Below are 16851 nucleotides of genomic sequence, written 5' to 3' on the forward strand. Positions count from 1 at the left end.
CTTTTGTATAGAAATGAGAGGATTATTGCGTTCACTCAAGAATAAAACTCCATATAAATCCGATAAATCCAAGTGGTATCTCATTGTTTAGGAATACCTTCGCTTTTTTGTATCTTGGAATGACAAAATGCCCCATCGATGCAGCCAAATTGTCCTCTATCAACAGGACAGATTGAGCTTAACGTTGAGGACAAATTGGCCCATTCAGAATTAAAAGAGTTTATAAAAGAGTTTATAAATTAATTAAAAAAGAATAATGTCGAAAAGAATCTCGACGTTGTGTGATTATCTCTAGGTTCATTGCAAAACAGTTCAATCTTGATGTTGGTTCCGGTCACGCACTTATGTTTGTTCAGCGGTTTTACACGCAACTCGCTTGTCGATCTGCCAGTTGCATTAGGGTTACCCGATGACCTTAAGGCACATTATTTGCAGCATCTTTGTCACTCATACAATCGTTGAAATTGCAGGAGCAAATAGCGCCCACATGTTTTTTCAAAGACTATTTGGCGTATAAGCTAAAACAGAGCACAGTGAGTTCTGTTGTATTCTTTTTCAGAAATCAATTAACCCTCAAGGTCAATAAGTTTATATAAACCAAGAATGTAGCCAATTAATTTAATATATTCTCTCAAAGCTTTTTTATTTGAAAACTGACCGATTTCTCCATTGGATGCAGATGCCACATAGACAAATTCCATTTGGGAATCTTTAAAAACTCGGTCAAAGGATAATTTTGTTCTTCTAATATGGTAATCCGATGTCACGACGATGGCAGAGTTGAACGAATACTTGTCTATTTTATCTTTGGCAAATAATGCATTGGTGTAGGTACTGGTTGCTTTACCTTCCATGATTAAGGCATTTTCGGGGATGCCTAATGCCATTGCTTTTTCCTTCGTCGTTCCAGATGCATTCGAGTTGGTAAGCAATACATAATCAGCGTAACCACTATGATAGAGACCGGCAGCTTTCTCTAACCTTTCTGAGCCGCCACTTAAAACTATAATTACATCAGAATTTTTTGGCTTTTCATTTACTACTAAAAAATCCTTACCAAAAAGCAACCATATAAAAACTAGAAAGACAATTAATATAACAAACCTCATAAAATTTTTTATGTTCATAATAGTACCCTTTTTATTTTAAGTATTCCTTGGAAACTGACAATTTCTTACTACTCCTATTACTCTTTGCCTCTAACTCTAATTCCAATTCGATTTTCAAAATAAACCTTGATTCTCGATACTCTTCTTATTTCTCCCTTTAATTATAAGTATTTCTTCAATACCTGACTACAGTGCTTCTTCTATAGTATTTTGCAGTGTGGCTTGTCTACTATGGTAATATTTCTTTAGTTGCAAGCAAAAATCTAGTCCTTAGACCTGCAACTGATATGCTAGCTTTACGTACTTGCATTAAATCTCTCTTTTTATTTCTTATTAAAATAATAAAGCTCCTTAAACAATAAATGGTCTAGGAGCTTTAGATATTATTTAACTCTATAATAATCTACGTACCAATTAGCAAAATTCTGTAATCCTTCTTCTATAGAAGTCTTTGGCTTAAAGTTTACCGCTTCTTGTAATAAGTCGGTAGATGCATAGGTTGCTGGTACATCTCCAGGCTTGATTGGTTCAAAAATCTTCTCAAATCGCACCTCTTTATTTAATGCTTTACTTAAGGCAATTTCTAAAGTTTCGATAAATACCATCAATTTTTCTGGGCTGTTGTTCCCAATATTAAAGATTTTATGTTGAACAACCCCTATAGGTGGATTACCTATAAGGCGTTCTATTCCTTCTACAATGTCATCGATATAAGTGAAGTCCCTATAGAGGTCATTTTCAAAATCACCATTATTAAAGATCTTGATTGGCTCACCAGAAAAATATTTATCTGTAAATCCAAAGTAAGCCATATCCGGTCGACCCAACGGGCCATAAACTGTAAAGAACCGAAGTCCTGTAGCTGGAAGTTTATAAAGATGACTATAGGTGTGAGCCATTAATTCATTGGATTTCTTAGTAGATGCATAAAGTGATACTGGGTTGTCTACGAAATCTGTTTCTTTAAATGGAACCTTTTTATTCGCTCCATAAACAGAACTAGACGATGCATATACTAGATGTTCCACTGTATTATATCTACATGCTTCAAGAATGTTGTAAAACCCAATAATATTACTTTGTATATATACATCCGGGTTCTCTATTGAGTATCTTACACCTGCTTGCGCAGCAAGATTTACTACCACATTAGGCTTGTACTCTTTAAAAATTATCATGACTATTTCCTTATTTGAAATATCTTCTTTAATGAAAGTAAACTTTTCATAACGTTCCAATTGATTTAAACGAGTATATTTAAGATTAACATCATAATAATCGTTTATGTTATCTATACCTATTACCTTACAGCCCTGCTCTAGTAGTTTTCTTGATAAATAGTACCCAATAAAACCTGCTGCTCCTGTAATTAAATACGTTTTACAAGGATCAAGAGTTTTGTAATTCAAGATTCTTCGACTCCTTTAAAACTTCTCTGATGGTAGATTTTCTTCCAATAGAATGATACTCCACTCCTGCTTCTTGCATCTTATCTACACGATAAATATTTCTTCCATCATAAACTAAGGGTGTTCTCATTAATGCTTTATATTTTTCTGGTGTTACTGCTTTAACTTCTCCCCATTCAGTAAAAATAAAGCAGACATTCGCCCCCTCTAATGCGTGCTCAATATTCGAAACGTACGTAATACTCCCTCTACCACCCCTACCTTCTGGATGAACTTTAGCAAAGTTTTCTGCTCCAACAGGGTCATATGCAAAAATATTTGCACCTTGTTCCAATAGTAAAGGTACATTTTCAAGAGATGCTGCTTCTCTTAGATCATCTGTACCAGGTTTAAACGTTAATCCTAGTACTGCTACTTTAAGACCGTTAAAGGTGATAAGTCTTTTACTTGCTTTCTTATATAACATTGTTTTCTGTTCATTGTTTACACCTATTGCAGCCTTAACGGTTTTCAACTCATATCCATTTTGTCTAGCAATATACTCTAAAGCTTTTGTATCTTTTGGAAAACATGATCCACCAAAACCAATTCCTGCATTTAAAAACTTACTTCCAATCCGTTCATCAAAACTCATACCTTTTGCAACATCCTGTATATCTGCACCAACTAATTCACAGAGATTTGCAATATCATTCATATATGATATCTTAAGTGCAAGAAAATCATTAGACGCATACTTAATCATCTCAGCAGATCTTCTACTTACAGAAACAATAGGCAAATGGAACGGCTCATAAATTTTCATGAGTAAATGCTCAGCCTGCTTACTTTCCGTTCCAATAATTATTCTTTCTGCATGTAAAGTATCATGAACTGCAGATCCCTGCGCCAAAAATTCTGGATTTGAAGCTACTTCTACTTTTACATCATTAATTAAGAAATCTTTAATAAATTGTTCCACTTTGTCATTCGTTCCAACTGGAACAGTTGATTTAACAACAACTAAGCAATCTTTTACTACTGATTCAGCAATTTGTCTAGCGACAGTAGCAATAAATGATAGATTTGCTGATCCATCAGGTTGTTCTGGAGTACCAACACCTATAAAAATTGCATCTGCATCCTTATAAGCCGATTGATAATCAGTTGTGTAATCAATTCTTCCAGCAGCGTTGTTCTTCTGCATTAACTCTTCTAAACCTTCTTCATATATTGGAGATATTCCAGATTTCATTATTTCAACCTTTTTTTTATCTATATCAACACAGGTTACTTGATGACCAACTTCTGCAAAGCAAACACCAGCTACTAATCCTACATAACCCGTTCCCGCCACTGCTATTTTATACATGATTAACCTTCTCTCATTTTCAAAATTATTTATAAAACATAAAGCCTCTATATAGAGCATCATGTAATTAAGAATATACCTAATTCTTATTTACTAATGTTTTACAACAATAGGAAAGTAACAGAAATATCCTTGTGTATCTGTAATTCCTCTTTATAGCGTTCTATATTAAGATGGAATGATAAGTTCTATAATTGTAATTATGAATACGTAATTAACTTTTACGTTCCTATATTTTCATTTATTTCACCCTGCATTTTATCATACTTTTTGCTTATATAAAGAGTAATTATTATTAAACCTATATTAAGTATCGCACCACAAATACCAAATAAAGCTATAGCGATTTCATCACTTTGAAAACCATAATAACCTATAGCCAATGCAATAATCCGAATTATTAACATTAAAACAGTATATTTCAATTGAAAATCCTGTGCCGATAATACAGGTAATGACATAACACTTGGTCTGTTCATAAAACCAAAAAATACCCATAAAGCCATCCATCTTGCATATTCTCCTGCTGATAACCATTCTTCTCCAAATACAAAAGAAAAGAGCCAAGGACCAAAGAAAAACACAAGTCCAAAAGGGATTATTCCCAATACCCCTAAACCAAAAGTTGCTTTTTTAATCAAACTCGTAAGATTCTCACCTTTTTTTGCTGCTTCTGATATCCGAGGGTAAAAAACGTCACTTACCGATTTACCAATAAGATTTGTTGGTAACTGCAATACCATTTTTCCAATTGTATAAAAACCTGCAGATGCTGGTCCGAAAAAGCTTGTCAACATCAGAGCTGGGAGGTTCTGAGATAATGAACTCAAGAAAGTCTCTGGGGCTCTAAATACCGGAAAATCTCTATATCTTTTTCCAAGTTCCTTGATAGATACTTTCTCCATTTTATTCTGCTTCTCTTTTAGCTTTGGTTCTTTCCTCACTCTTGAAAGCATAATCATCATAAAGGCTTTCAATCCACTTCCAAATACAGTTATAATTATTAAAACTGATGCTACTGGATAGAAAAAACCAATTCCTACTTTGCTCCCATTCAATACTAATGCTTGAAGAAATGTAACTTGTGCGGAAACTCTAAATTGCTTTTTACGGATAAACCATTGCTCTGTAACTTGTAAGCAACCTGCAAAAAAAATAATTAGAGGAAGTAAATATATGAAGGGAGCAACATCCTCTATTTGGAAGACTCTAACAATTGATTGACTAAAAAACAATAAAAGTAATCCTACAATTGCTGAGATACCCGTAGATATATATAGTGAAAGTCTAATTAGCCCGATAGCATCCTTATCACTTTTTGGAAGTACGATTGCAATAGGGTATGTTAGTGCTGCAATAGGACCTATTATTGCTATTATTGCAACAAATATGCCCATTAAACCATAAGCTTCTGGTCCATAAAACCGAGTTATAACAGGTTGCAATAACAAACCAACCAATTGTGCAGCTGCTGTACCAGAAGCCATTATTATCACATTGCGAACGAAGGGCTTTTTCACTATTTTTTTAACATTAAAATCCATAATATGTTCATTAACCCTCCTACAATCATCTTATATAAAGTAGACCCTTTTGCTTAAAAATAAGGACTTTATATAAATAAGCATTCAAACAAACATTAATCCCACTGGAAATTCAGTGGAAATATCGATTTAACTACACCCGTAACAATTTCGGTTTTCTACATTGTTTCGTTAATCCCATCTTCAAAATTCTGCGTTTCACAAGTCAAATAACCGTTATGACTTCTTCAATAGTTTTTCTCTCTGATACACCTACCTTAAACTGGTCAGGCAAATGACCTACTCCTATAATCATGATAATATTTTCAGATTCTTTTATTCCTGTAACTCTCCGTAATTCTTTGTCCTCTCCTTTTACAACAGACCAATTAAGCGGGCACGAACCTAGACCCACATAATGAATTGCATATAATAATGACATTGAATACATACCTCCATCAATAAAAGATTGATTTCGTTCATTTGCCTCAGCAAATGCATTCAAATCAGAAGTTACTATTATTACAGTATTAATTAAATGACCAAATCCCCGATTTCCGTTTTGTAATGATAGAACCTTGTTAATAGTTTCCTTTGATTTTATTACATATGTCCTAGATGATTGTCTATTACAAACTGATGGAGTTTTTTGCGCAATTTTTATTGCTTCCTTAATGTTTATTAAATCAACTTCTTTAGAGGAAAAGTTTCTTATACTATATCTACTAAATGCCAATGCTTGAAAATCACCTTTGCTATCTTTTAGTATTTCTTCTTTTTTTAAAGGAATAACTCCTCCATTAAAAGCTGAATCACTAAAATTCTCAATTAAACTTCTTGATTTTTCTTTAAGATACTTTAATCTTCTTTCTTCAACATCACCATTAAATATAAAATATTCATTTAATACAATAATTGCGCTTTTTATCTGTGATCTATCCATCGGATACCCTGAATTTTTGTATCTCTGCAATAGGTCAATTAATTGTTCTGCTTTATCTTTACCAAAACCTTTTCTTGGATTTACCATACCTATACCTTTTTCTAGTACATGATATGTTTTAGTAATTTTTGCTTCCAATTTTAATTGAGATTTATCATTTAACCCAGATGAGTATCGAATATACCTTGAAAAATCATAAAAGTAATTTGTAAATAATGCATATATAATCTTTATTTTCCTAATATATAGGTAAACTTTTTTGGGAAGCAGCCTTTTAATTAGATTTTTCATTTTAGGGTCTCCTTATAACACTTGTGATTGTTTATAAAATGACAATTTCATTTTCATATTATTAACAATTAATCATTTATCCCAAATGATTTCTTTAAAAAGTTTATCGATTCTTCTCTTTTTATCTTGAGAAGATTGTTTACTTGGTTATAGTCTATTTCTTGCTTGTAGTTTTTTATATCAATAGAATTATTGACAACTCTATCCTCTAATTTAATATCTTTTAAAAAATCAATTAACCTAGATTGTCTAGTTTTAGGTGGCATAACATAAAATAATTTTTTATATATAACTGAAAACACTGTACCATGGAAAGAATTAGTTAATACTAATTCTGCATTTTTTAATAAACCTAAAAACTCATCCGGTCTTTTGTTTTGAAATGAATCGATTCTGTTATTATAATCCTTATTTGTGGAAAAACTAATAATACTAACTCCCATTTCTTCCGATAACTTATTTGCTAATTTTATGAGTTCTTTGTTTTGCTGTAAGTCATATACAAGTATGTATTTTTTTCCCCTCATAGGATTTTCTACTATCCTATCCCATTTCTCCTTGACCAATAATAATGTTGGATCTAAAGTTACGGCTACGTCTTTATTAGTTAAGCTTTTAAGGAAATCTAAACTTGACTTCTCCCTTATTGATAAATAATCAAAGTTATTTATATACGTTTTGTAATCTTTTATTAAATGTTTATCTACTTTTTCAGCAATACTAGCTGAATATGAAATCTTACGAGCGTTTCCTTTGACAAAATCAAGGAAGTAAGAATTTCCAATATCTTTCTTAAATTTCGGGTTCCATACTTGGTCACTTCCTGTTATAAAGAAGTCATAATTAGGTGGATCATTTAATAATTCCTCGTTTGAATAATATTTTTTATCAGATACCTTTAAGTAATTACGCCTAAATGTATCATAAGACTCTAATCTCTTCTTAATTTTGCTATAGTTATAGGTTTTTGTTAATACGATTTTAATAGTTCTTGCTACACCTATTTTTTTAAAATTAAATTTAATATTACTATCATGATTGTATGAAGATGTTATAGCTCTTGGTTTAAAGTCAATTATTTCTACATCAATTTCCATTTCTTTTATAGTTTGTTGCAATGCATAAACTTGTAAAACAGCTCCAAAATTATCGGCGCAGTGAAATGTAATAATGCCAGCCTTTTTCATACTCAACATATCCCCTTACGATGCATTTTTGTAACTCAGTTTGTTGTGGAACTAAACATTCCCTTTACTTTATTTTAATTTGTAATAGATTCTTTTTAGTATCTGCATTGATTGAACAGTAGTGTTGAACCCAAAAACAAAAAAGGCGCATTTACCAAGAAAAAACTTAAAGCCACTTACATACTTAATTAAACCTTGATGTTTGTTAAGCAACTGATACTTTAACATAAACTCCCTGTCATCTTTTTTTAACGATCCTAATGTAGAAAAATAAAGATTAGATAAATATCTTTTTATTGCTTTCTGACTTTCAGTATTTAGATTCCAAGTATCAATTTTTTCTATCAAATCTGCATAAAGATTTACAGCCATTCCTAACTTTTCATAATTAACATTTTGAGTTAATTGTCCCTCTCTATTTTTCCTGTACATAAGAAAGAATTCATCTATAAAATTAATATTCTTTGAACTGCAATAAACTCTTAACATAAAATCAACATCTTCAGCGAAGTAAATTTTCTCATTGAACCTTATGTGATTACTACACAGCAATTCTTTTTTAATTAAGGCACTATAATTAGATATCATTATTTGATTAGTTTTTATTAGGTATGAAAGGGCTTCTTCCCCTGTTAATTCTCCAATTTTTCCAGTATTCTTATATTTTAATTTGGGCATCTTTTTAGAAGTGCCTTCATGAAATGTCATTATTTTCCCGAATACTAAATCTACATCTGGTTCTCTTTCTACTATTTCTTCAAATTTATTTAAAGCTCCATTTACGTAATAATCATCACTATCTATAAAGAAAATATACTTTCCCTTCGCTTCCTCTATACCTTTATTTCTAGCAGCAGATGGTCCACTATTTTTCTGACTAAAAACATGTATATTGCTATGTTTAGAGGAATATTGATTACAAATAGTTAAACTATTATCAGTTGAACCATCATCAATAATTATGATTTCAAAGTTCGATAAATTTTGTACAAGAATACTATCAATGCATTGTCTTATATATTTTTCAGTATTGTAAACTGGAATAATAAAGCTAATCTTTTCCATCTAATACTCCTTTAGTCATTTTAAAAAACCTGCTGAATCCGCTAAACTACCTTTTTCTTTCCCCATCCTAATATGCAAAAAAATTGGTCTAATATCTTTATAAAAATAAAAACACCTATGTTCCAAATTATATCAATTTGTGCGGAAGTAGCTACGACGTTATAAAATGCAATGATCGTTAACACATAAAATATTAATCCAACATTATATCTTGATGTATTATTATTTTTTATCACAAATGTTTGATACATTTTATAAATAATAATACCGGTTAAGCAACCTATAATTAAAACGCCTATAAAACCAAAGTTAAAAAAGGCTAAACCATATGGTCTCGGAGGTAGCCCCCAAACGCTACTCCCCATTAACGCATGACCAACTATGCCTGATTCATCTATTAAAGGTTTATTTGCCCAAAGACTACTTGGAATGGGAGCATAAATTATATTGATCAATGTGGAGCCTCTTGCATAATCAATATTTCCATTAATTAATGAACCAATCAAGCTCGGAAGAATTTCTCCTCCTTGGGTAGAGTGTGCAATTTTACTTAATATATCATGTATACCACCAATAGAAATCCTTGCTTCTTGATATAATCTATAATTACCTAATGCGATACCGAAAAAAATTGCTATTATACCAATAGGGATTAAATGAATAAACTTAATCTTATTTATTCGGTAATGGTAATAAACAAAATAAGGGAAGATAGACCCAAAAAAGGCTGCTCCTCTTCCACCAAATAAAGATAATAGTATAAATGTTAATATTATTAAAATAAAAGATAACTTTTTATAGCCACAACCTAATAGAATTAGTGCAGAAATTGCCCCCAACCCAACAATTTTGATCATGTAATGGAGCCCTGAATATGCTTCGGTTCTACCTGATAAAGCAAGAATCATTCCAGAAATTCCACCTTTTAAATAAATTGTAAAAATAAACCCTATTATAGTAATTAGGAATAACATAAAAGCAATTAATTTTGGATTATTCAATTCTACCATTCTCATATCTAAATTTTTGGATGAGCGCTGATTACTAGCATAAAAATACCCTAAATACATTGACAAATACCATATAATTATTACTAATATGGCAAAAGCAAAGGCAGTATTATAGTAATCACTAGGAAGGGAACCATACCTTAAATACCCTTTATTTGCATTTAGGTCGATCATATTATATACAAATAAAAATTGACTACTCATGAAAATAATATTGAATGGATGCATTAAATCTCTTGAGAAAAATAATGGAACTATAATAATAGGAACTAATATCATAAACATTAAGGTTATATAACTCAATTCAAAATCGTAAATATACATTATATCTATATTTAACAAAAGACAAACAACCACAAAGGAAATTACTCTTTGGTAAAAATAATTGATGTCGGTATTTAGCAAGTTGCTGTGAATATGATTACTTCTCATCATAAGTTAAAGCCCCTATCAGTAACTTTCTTTGAATAGTCTAAAAAAGTTTCTTCTACGCTCTTCAATTAGTGAACTATCATATTTTTTTGACTCTTCATAATTTCTTTTAGCTTGTGAAAGCATAGTTTCTTTATCAAAAGAAGTTAGGATATTACATATTTCTCTTAAATTATTTTTGCTATTACTGAAAACAAATTCTTTTTCTAATAATTCTGGAATCCCTGCTGTTCTAGCACCAAATGCTGGTAACCCCTTACTCATTGCTTCTATTAATGCTCTTGGTAGTCCCTCCTGTCTACTTGGTTGCACGTATATATCAATACCATCAAGCCATTTAAAAACATCATTATGCTGAACTGAACCTAGAAACTTAACACGATCAGTAACCCCATTTTTTTCAGCTACATTTTTTAAGTATTTTTGATCTCCTCCCCCAACTAAATGATATTCGAAATTGTTATACCCTTGGCTCTTCAGTTTTCCTAAAGCTTCAATAACATATTGTTGTCCCTTAAAACGAATATCTACTGCTGCGGTTGTACCTATAATCACTCTTCTATCTTTATTCATATTAGTTATCTTTTTTATTCTATTTTCTAGAGTACTATTATCAAATTTTTTTAATGCTACATTAGAACAGTTCACACTTTTCCCTTTAGTTGGATACCGTTTCTGTAAAAACTCATTCGTTACATACAAGACGTGTTCGGCATTCCTTACTAAATCTTTAGTTTTTTTATACATAAATGGTGCAACAATTTTACCCTTAATACTATGATTCCAAAATGCATCCCAAGGACAAGTTACTACTTCAACCAAATATGGTTTTTTTAATTTTATAGCATAATCAATAGCTATAAATCCTATCATACTGGGTATCCTTGCTACAACATAGTCACATTTTTCAATCTCTTTATATATTATTTCTTTAGCCTTTTTTTCCTTAAGTAAAATACCTTTTAAACTTGATATATTGGGACAAGCCACAACTTCAAATGGTGATACTGTAATTTTTGACAACTTTTGTTCTGCTTCCGATTTAGAAACACTCACTTCTCTAATAACTACACCTAGCTCATCAGCTATTTGATAGTAACGTTTAAATGTATCATCATTATGAGCAGTCCCGTAGTAATTATTATCCTCATCCTTTTTTATAGGTCCATCATGGAAAAAAATCACTTTCATATTAAATCCTCATCTCTTTTATAAGCTTTAGGGTAATCTAAACTTTTCTCCCAACATAAAATCAAACTCATCCGGTGTATACCCTTGATAACCGCTGCCATCATAAAATGTTAATTCACCAAAAACTATATGCCCATCAATATTATATAAATCAACTCTAACATGTGGGAAGTCTTTCGATAGGTCTCTAGCAATCTGAATCATTTTATCAAAGTTTTTAGGTTTGGGAACATCAGAATTAAAACCCTTTATTTCCGATCTTTTATAAGGGAGTTTGTTAAAGTTTATATCGTATATACCTAGCTTTAGCCCACCTTCTAGATTTCTTTCTATTATCACATATAAATAAAATGGTTCACCGTTGAAACAAAAAAACTTATAATCAACTAGATCATCATTCCGATCTTTTTCAAGATATTTTTCACAAATAATCTTAGGTTTTACACCATAGTAAGCCCACTCTCTTCCAACTTTTCCATCCCAAGCATTTAACCATTTATTTAGTGTCTTTCTGGTTAGTTCTTTATCTAATTTAGACTTATCTTCACATAATATATTCGTATGACTACCATTTGTAGTTTTGAGAACAAATCTTTCTGGAAGTTTTGAGAAGTCAATTTCTTCTGCGGTATCATAAGCACCATATAAAGGAACCAAAATATCTACATACCCTTTTTTAATTAAATAGTTCCGAACTTCATACTTATCTGCACATTGAGTCATAAGTGGGTGGCGATAATATAGCTTATACCACTGTAATTTTTCTGTAAATCTAACTGGTTTTTTTAAACTTAATTTTCTTCCAGTAGCAATTCTATATTGAAGTTGAACCATCAGTTTATCTGGTAAAAAATCAGTTAACTTTAATAATTTAAATCGCAAATCTTGACTCGGTATTAACTTTTTATAATTCACTGTACTCACCTACTATTTGCTTTTCAATTTCTCCTATATATGCATTCACTACTATTTGTCTATCAAATTCTTGTTCTACTTTTCGTCTTCCTGCTATCCCCATTTGTTTTTTGACTTCAAAATCTAGTTGTAAAAATTCTTCAATTCTCTTAATAAGGTCTTCACTATTTTGTTGTTCAACAACATATCCATTTATGCCATTTTCAACAATTTCACGGCAACCACTCCGGTTAGTGGTAATAATTGGTCTTCCGCTGGCGGCACTTTCGAGCAACACATTAGAGATACCTTCCGGATAATAGGTAGGATGGATTGTACAATGGGAAATTTCATGAAATTTTCTAACATCATCCTGCATCCCATGATATTTTATAACACCATTTTTCTCCATCTCATTAAGTTTTTCTTCGTATGACTCTTCACAAAAACCAAGTATATGAAAATTTGTGCTTGGATGTTCTTTCTTTATAAATTGGGCGGCATCTAAGAATTGATCTATACCTTTTTCCTTCATTATTCTGGAAATAAATACAAAGTTTATGTTGTTACTCGTTGGATAATCTAACAAACTAAAATGATTTATATTTACTCCTGAACCTGGTATTAATCTTAACTTATCTGTTACAATTTTGTTATTAGCGAAATAATCGTAGTTTTCACTATTTTGACAAAAAACACAGGTAATTTTTTTAAATGCAATTTTATAAATCAAAGCAATTAAATTCTCCATAATTTTTTTACCTTCAATAGCTGAACTAAGTCCAGTTATATTAGCAATATAAGGTATTCCTAATACCCTACATATTAATCCGCCATACAAATTTGGCTTTATTGTATATGTTAGAACCATATCAGGTTTAATATCTTTAATAATCTTAAAATATTGAGTAATAAGTTTCATGTCCTTTATAGGATTTTTCCCACGTCTATCTAAAGGAACGTCAATAAAGATACAACCCATTTCTTCTAATAATTCTACTTTTTCACCATAAGGCATAACAACCCATACTTTAAAACCTTTATCTATTAATGCCTGTATTATTTCTTTTCTAAAGTTGTATGTATATGAGTGATGATTTGATAAAATAACAATTTTCTTCATATCCACTCTCTTTTCTTTGTAGAAATATATTTCTTCTTTTACATCTCAGTTTTTTTTACCGATTCTTCAAATGAATTTGTCTGATAATTAATGCTCTTACCACCCAAGAAAGTCCCGTGACCTCCAGGTAGTTTTTTATCATAAACAAAGGATCCAAAAACTTTTCTTAATGTCTCTGAATGTTTCAAACCCAACCTAACAGTCCAGTTCAATAATTTAGACATCTTAATTTTCTTTTTATGAGATTCTGCTACATACTTTACTAATTGTGTTGTATTAACATACTCTTTGTTTTGTGGAAAATATATGCCACTCACATTTTCATCTACAATTAATCTTATAAACTCTGATAAATTATCAATGTATATCATACTTCGTTCGTTATCTATAGCAGGGAAAAATGGAAGCTTTATAGCCAAACTAGCAAGTCTTGAATAGTTACCAGGGCAATCTTTTCCATATACTATTGGGGGTCTTAGAATTGCAACATTAAAGTCAGGGGCTTCAATTTGTTTTAAAACTTGTTCAGCTTCATACTTTGACTTAGCATAATCTGTCTTCGGTGTCGGTAAAGTATCTTCTGTGATAAACCCTGTTTCAGTACCATACACGCCCATTGTACTTAAAAATATAAATTGCTTAACACCCTCTTGCTTCGCCTTCTTTGCAACTTCAATTGTTAATTCTTTATTAATTTTAAAGTAATTCTCTACCTCATCCTCTTTGACATGAACGATCGCAGCTGTATGAAGTACTGCATCATAACCTTTAAATGAACTACCCTTCCAACGCTCATCTCTCAAACTAATTTTTTCTACAGTATATTTATTTTTATATTGCAAAACCCATTGTTCAAAGGATTTACCTATATAACCATTAACACCTGTTATAAGTACCTTTTTCATTTTGAAACCGTCTCCTCTTTAGTAGCAGCTACTTCAGCAACTCCTTTATTTACATCGATAAAACATTTATTAACGTACCGATCTTCACCAAACAGAAGTACACCTACAGTTCTTATCATAATTCTTAGATCAAGCCATAAACTGTAATTTTCTACATAGTAAACATCAAAATTGTATCTATCTTGCAAAGTAAGGTAGATATTCCCACTAACTTGGGCTAAACCTGTCATCCCAGGTTTCATGTTCAATCTTTTAGCAATATCATCTGTATAGTCTTCTAGAGAAGCAACTCGCTCAGGCCTTGGGCCTACAAGACTCATTTCACCCCTTAGTACATTTAGGAGTTGAGGAATCTCATCGATTTTACTTCTTCTTAGGAATTTTCCAATAAAAGTTATCCTATCATCATTTTTCATTACCTCTTTCCCCTTAACCATTTTCTCTGAACCAGGTCTCATAGTTCTAAATTTATAAACCTTAAATATTTTTTTATGAAATCCAGGTCTTTCTTGTAAGAAAAATATCGGGCCATCTGAAGAGGTTTTAATTAAAATAGCAATTATAAACCAAACAGGAAAAAATAATGTAAGCAATAATAAAGAAACAACGATATCAAATAAACGTTTAATAAGTTTTTGAATTTTTTTATCCCCCATTACTACCCCTCAATCTCATAATCAATAGGAATTAAATATCCATCACTTAGTTTTATTTCACTTTCATTTACACTTTTTAGAGCTGACCATATTCTTATTGTCTTTTCACCATCATTATAGAAAGCACCTGGATACGGATGACTACTAGCTCTAACTAACTTATCCGCTTCATCCATAGTCATACTCTCTAATATCTCACCGTCTTCTGGCTTTCTACCAGGCCATTCAGTTGCAGCCTCTTCATTCTGTTTTGTAAGTGTAATATTGTTATTTACAATATCATCCCAAAATTTCGCAGTAAGAGTGATGTGCATATCATCTACTTTTTTATAAAGTTCAGTTGCCGTTGTATTCTTATCAAGACTTATGATAGCTTGACCAATAATATCCCCTGTATCTACACCTTCATCCAACTTAAACATCGTCACACCAGTCTCGTCTAATCCTTTAATAATGGCCCACGGTATCGCCGCTCTTCCTCTACCAACTGGTAATAATGTTGGGTGCATACCAATACAACCATAAGTTGGTGTCTCAAGTACTTCTTTTTTAGCAATTTGAGACCACCCTATAATGAACAGCCAATCAATTTGATATTCTCTCAGTCCCTCGAGAACTTCTTGATCATTGATATTATTAATCTTCAAGAGTGGGGTATTATGCTCCGTTGCAATTTCATCTAGATAAATTCTTCCAGACTTATTTTTTGCTTTTTCATCTTTTAGAGTAATTAGTAAATCTAAATTTCCACCAATACGATATATTTCTTCAATGCAACTTAATCCCAATTGAACACAAGTTGCAAATGCAATTTTCTTCTTCAAATTTATCATCCTCTCTTATGCTAGAATCCACGTCTAAAAACACTTTCAAAGGCTTCTGCATAAACCATTCCAGCTTGACCACCACGGTATGCAGCTAGTCCTTTAATTGCTTCATTACTTCTAGGATGAGGATAATCTCTCATTACACCACGATACTGTGCAAGAGCCTCTATTTTTTTATCAACACTCTCTTCACCAACTTCAATAAAAGTATTTGGTGAGAATTGATTCATTGTTTTATTTAATCCCCATTCAGTAGATGATGGAACTTCAATGAAAAGAAGTTCTTTCAATGGCTTAACATCATTTCTCCTTTGGAATAGTCTTACAGCAGCTTGGCAAGCAAGCGAAGTATGTAAATGATCATTATTTAAATCAGCTGGATGATGAGTAAATACTACATCGGCACCCGTTTCAATAATTGCCTTTTCAATAAATTGAACAAGTTTTAAATGCGGTACTATGTTAAATTCTATATTTGGAAAATTACCTGTAATAACTCTATCGACACCAATAATATTCATAGAGCTGTTTAGATCTTCATTTAACTCTTCAGTGCTTGGTCTGTGATTTCGCACATTCACATCACCTGAAAGAATACAGACATTAACCGAATGTCCTTCCTGAGCTAGTTTGTACATTGTAGCTCCTGCTCCTAAAATTTCATCATCTGGATGCGCAATAACAACTAAATATGACATTTAATTTACCTCACTTATTTTGAATATCTATCTTCTTTAATTATTCTTTAGTAGATTAGGACTTACTTGGAATTTTCAAAACTTTTACTCCAATCAACTACTAAACTACTAAATCAATATACTTCTGATAGTCACTTTGTAATATCTATTCAATCTAACATACAAATACAAAATAAAAATACATCACCAAATTGCCTCCAACCGAGTTTCTTCCTATTTTTTATACCATTCAATCAA

The 16851-nt window shown here is 31.5% G+C and carries 15 protein-coding genes; all 15 read right to left on the reverse strand.

Annotated elements, in window-relative coordinates; translation table 11 throughout:
* Nucleotides 1–566 precede the first annotated feature (566 nt).
* The 15 genes from D1B33_RS01515 to D1B33_RS01585 all read right to left on the reverse strand — a co-directional run bounded on the left by D1B33_RS01515 (nucleotide 567) and on the right by D1B33_RS01585 (nucleotide 16614).
* The gene (locus D1B33_RS01515) at nucleotides 567–1127 is read right to left on the reverse strand and encodes a YdcF family protein (RefSeq protein WP_118874563.1); all 561 of its coding nucleotides are present in this window, start codon (nucleotides 1125–1127) and stop codon (nucleotides 567–569) included.
* A 365-nt stretch (nucleotides 1128–1492) separates the two neighbouring features.
* Nucleotides 1493–2518, reverse strand: a complete 1026-nt coding sequence (locus D1B33_RS01520; protein ID WP_118874564.1) for a GDP-mannose 4,6-dehydratase — start codon at nucleotides 2516–2518, stop codon at nucleotides 1493–1495.
* On the reverse strand, nucleotides 2499–3869 hold the full coding sequence (locus tag D1B33_RS01525; RefSeq protein ID WP_118874565.1) for a UDP-glucose dehydrogenase family protein: 1371 nt from the start codon (nucleotides 3867–3869) through the stop codon (nucleotides 2499–2501). Before D1B33_RS01525 ends, D1B33_RS01520 begins: the two co-directional genes overlap by 20 nt.
* 221 nt (nucleotides 3870–4090) lie before the next feature.
* Nucleotides 4091–5413 (reverse strand): lipopolysaccharide biosynthesis protein, encoded by a 1323-nt coding sequence (locus D1B33_RS01530; RefSeq protein ID WP_118874566.1) that lies wholly within the window; start codon nucleotides 5411–5413, stop codon nucleotides 4091–4093.
* Nucleotides 5414–5618: 205 nt separating this feature from the next.
* Nucleotides 5619–6626, reverse strand: a complete 1008-nt coding sequence (locus D1B33_RS01535) for a nitroreductase family protein (RefSeq protein WP_118874567.1) — start codon at nucleotides 6624–6626, stop codon at nucleotides 5619–5621.
* A gap of 68 nt (nucleotides 6627–6694) precedes the next feature.
* Entirely contained in the window at nucleotides 6695–7813 is a 1119-nt protein-coding gene (locus D1B33_RS01540) for a polysaccharide pyruvyl transferase family protein (protein WP_158582902.1), read from the reverse strand.
* Nucleotides 7814–7882: 69 nt separating this feature from the next.
* Entirely contained in the window at nucleotides 7883–8878 is a 996-nt protein-coding gene (locus tag D1B33_RS01545) for a glycosyltransferase family 2 protein (RefSeq protein WP_118874569.1), read from the reverse strand.
* Nucleotides 8879–8919: 41 nt separating this feature from the next.
* Nucleotides 8920–10323, reverse strand: a complete 1404-nt coding sequence (locus D1B33_RS01550; protein WP_118874570.1) for an oligosaccharide repeat unit polymerase — start codon at nucleotides 10321–10323, stop codon at nucleotides 8920–8922.
* Between the two features lie 15 nt (nucleotides 10324–10338).
* Nucleotides 10339–11511: a glycosyltransferase gene (locus tag D1B33_RS01555; RefSeq protein WP_118874571.1), complete on the reverse strand. Its 1173-nt coding sequence runs from the start codon at nucleotides 11509–11511 to the stop codon at nucleotides 10339–10341.
* Between the two features lie 27 nt (nucleotides 11512–11538).
* Entirely contained in the window at nucleotides 11539–12426 is an 888-nt protein-coding gene (locus D1B33_RS01560; RefSeq protein ID WP_118874572.1) for an ATP-grasp fold amidoligase family protein, read from the reverse strand.
* Complete coding sequence (locus D1B33_RS01565; RefSeq protein ID WP_118874573.1) at nucleotides 12416–13528, reverse strand: glycosyltransferase family 4 protein; 1113 nt, start codon at nucleotides 13526–13528, stop codon at nucleotides 12416–12418. The genes D1B33_RS01560 and D1B33_RS01565 overlap by 11 nt, the downstream gene beginning before the upstream one ends.
* 38 nt (nucleotides 13529–13566) lie before the next feature.
* A complete protein-coding gene (locus tag D1B33_RS01570) occupies nucleotides 13567–14433 on the reverse strand; it encodes an NAD-dependent epimerase/dehydratase family protein (protein WP_118874574.1) in 867 nt (288 codons plus the stop codon).
* On the reverse strand, nucleotides 14430–15089 hold the full coding sequence (locus D1B33_RS01575; protein ID WP_118874575.1) for a sugar transferase: 660 nt from the start codon (nucleotides 15087–15089) through the stop codon (nucleotides 14430–14432). Before D1B33_RS01575 ends, D1B33_RS01570 begins: the two co-directional genes overlap by 4 nt.
* 2 nt (nucleotides 15090–15091) lie before the next feature.
* On the reverse strand, nucleotides 15092–15922 hold the full coding sequence (locus D1B33_RS01580) for a formyltransferase family protein (RefSeq protein ID WP_233549356.1): 831 nt from the start codon (nucleotides 15920–15922) through the stop codon (nucleotides 15092–15094).
* Between the two features lie 11 nt (nucleotides 15923–15933).
* Nucleotides 15934–16614: a PIG-L deacetylase family protein gene (locus D1B33_RS01585; protein ID WP_118874577.1), complete on the reverse strand. Its 681-nt coding sequence runs from the start codon at nucleotides 16612–16614 to the stop codon at nucleotides 15934–15936.
* Nucleotides 16615–16851: the final 237 nt, after the last annotated feature.

Origin of the sequence: Ureibacillus yapensis, from assembly GCF_003515775.1 — a bacterium.
GTDB lineage: Bacteria > Bacillota > Bacilli > Bacillales_A > Planococcaceae > Ureibacillus > Ureibacillus yapensis.

Excerpts from the sequence above, each read along its gene's own strand:
- D1B33_RS01535 (WP_118874567.1), bottom strand. The coding sequence starts at position 6,626 with ATGAAAAATCTAATTAAAAGGCTGCTTCCCAAAAAAGTTTACCTATAT.
- D1B33_RS01575 (WP_118874575.1), bottom strand. The coding sequence starts at position 15,089 with ATGGGGGATAAAAAAATTCAAAAACTTATTAAACGTTTATTTGATATC.
- D1B33_RS01545 (WP_118874569.1), bottom strand. The coding sequence starts at position 8,878 with ATGGAAAAGATTAGCTTTATTATTCCAGTTTACAATACTGAAAAATAT.
- D1B33_RS01555 (WP_118874571.1), bottom strand. The coding sequence starts at position 11,511 with ATGAAAGTGATTTTTTTCCATGATGGACCTATAAAAAAGGATGAGGAT.
- D1B33_RS01525 (WP_118874565.1), bottom strand. The coding sequence starts at position 3,869 with ATGTATAAAATAGCAGTGGCGGGAACGGGTTATGTAGGATTAGTAGCT.
- D1B33_RS01530 (WP_118874566.1), bottom strand. The coding sequence starts at position 5,413 with ATGGATTTTAATGTTAAAAAAATAGTGAAAAAGCCCTTCGTTCGCAAT.
- D1B33_RS01540 (WP_158582902.1), bottom strand. The coding sequence starts at position 7,813 with ATGAAAAAGGCTGGCATTATTACATTTCACTGCGCCGATAATTTTGGA.
- D1B33_RS01550 (WP_118874570.1), bottom strand. The coding sequence starts at position 10,323 with ATGATGAGAAGTAATCATATTCACAGCAACTTGCTAAATACCGACATC.
- D1B33_RS01580 (WP_233549356.1), bottom strand. The coding sequence starts at position 15,922 with ATGATAAATTTGAAGAAGAAAATTGCATTTGCAACTTGTGTTCAATTG.
- D1B33_RS01515 (WP_118874563.1), bottom strand. The coding sequence starts at position 1,127 with ATGAACATAAAAAATTTTATGAGGTTTGTTATATTAATTGTCTTTCTA.
- D1B33_RS01585 (WP_118874577.1), bottom strand. The coding sequence starts at position 16,614 with ATGTCATATTTAGTTGTTATTGCGCATCCAGATGATGAAATTTTAGGA.
- D1B33_RS01570 (WP_118874574.1), bottom strand. The coding sequence starts at position 14,433 with ATGAAAAAGGTACTTATAACAGGTGTTAATGGTTATATAGGTAAATCC.
- D1B33_RS01565 (WP_118874573.1), bottom strand. The coding sequence starts at position 13,528 with ATGAAGAAAATTGTTATTTTATCAAATCATCACTCATATACATACAAC.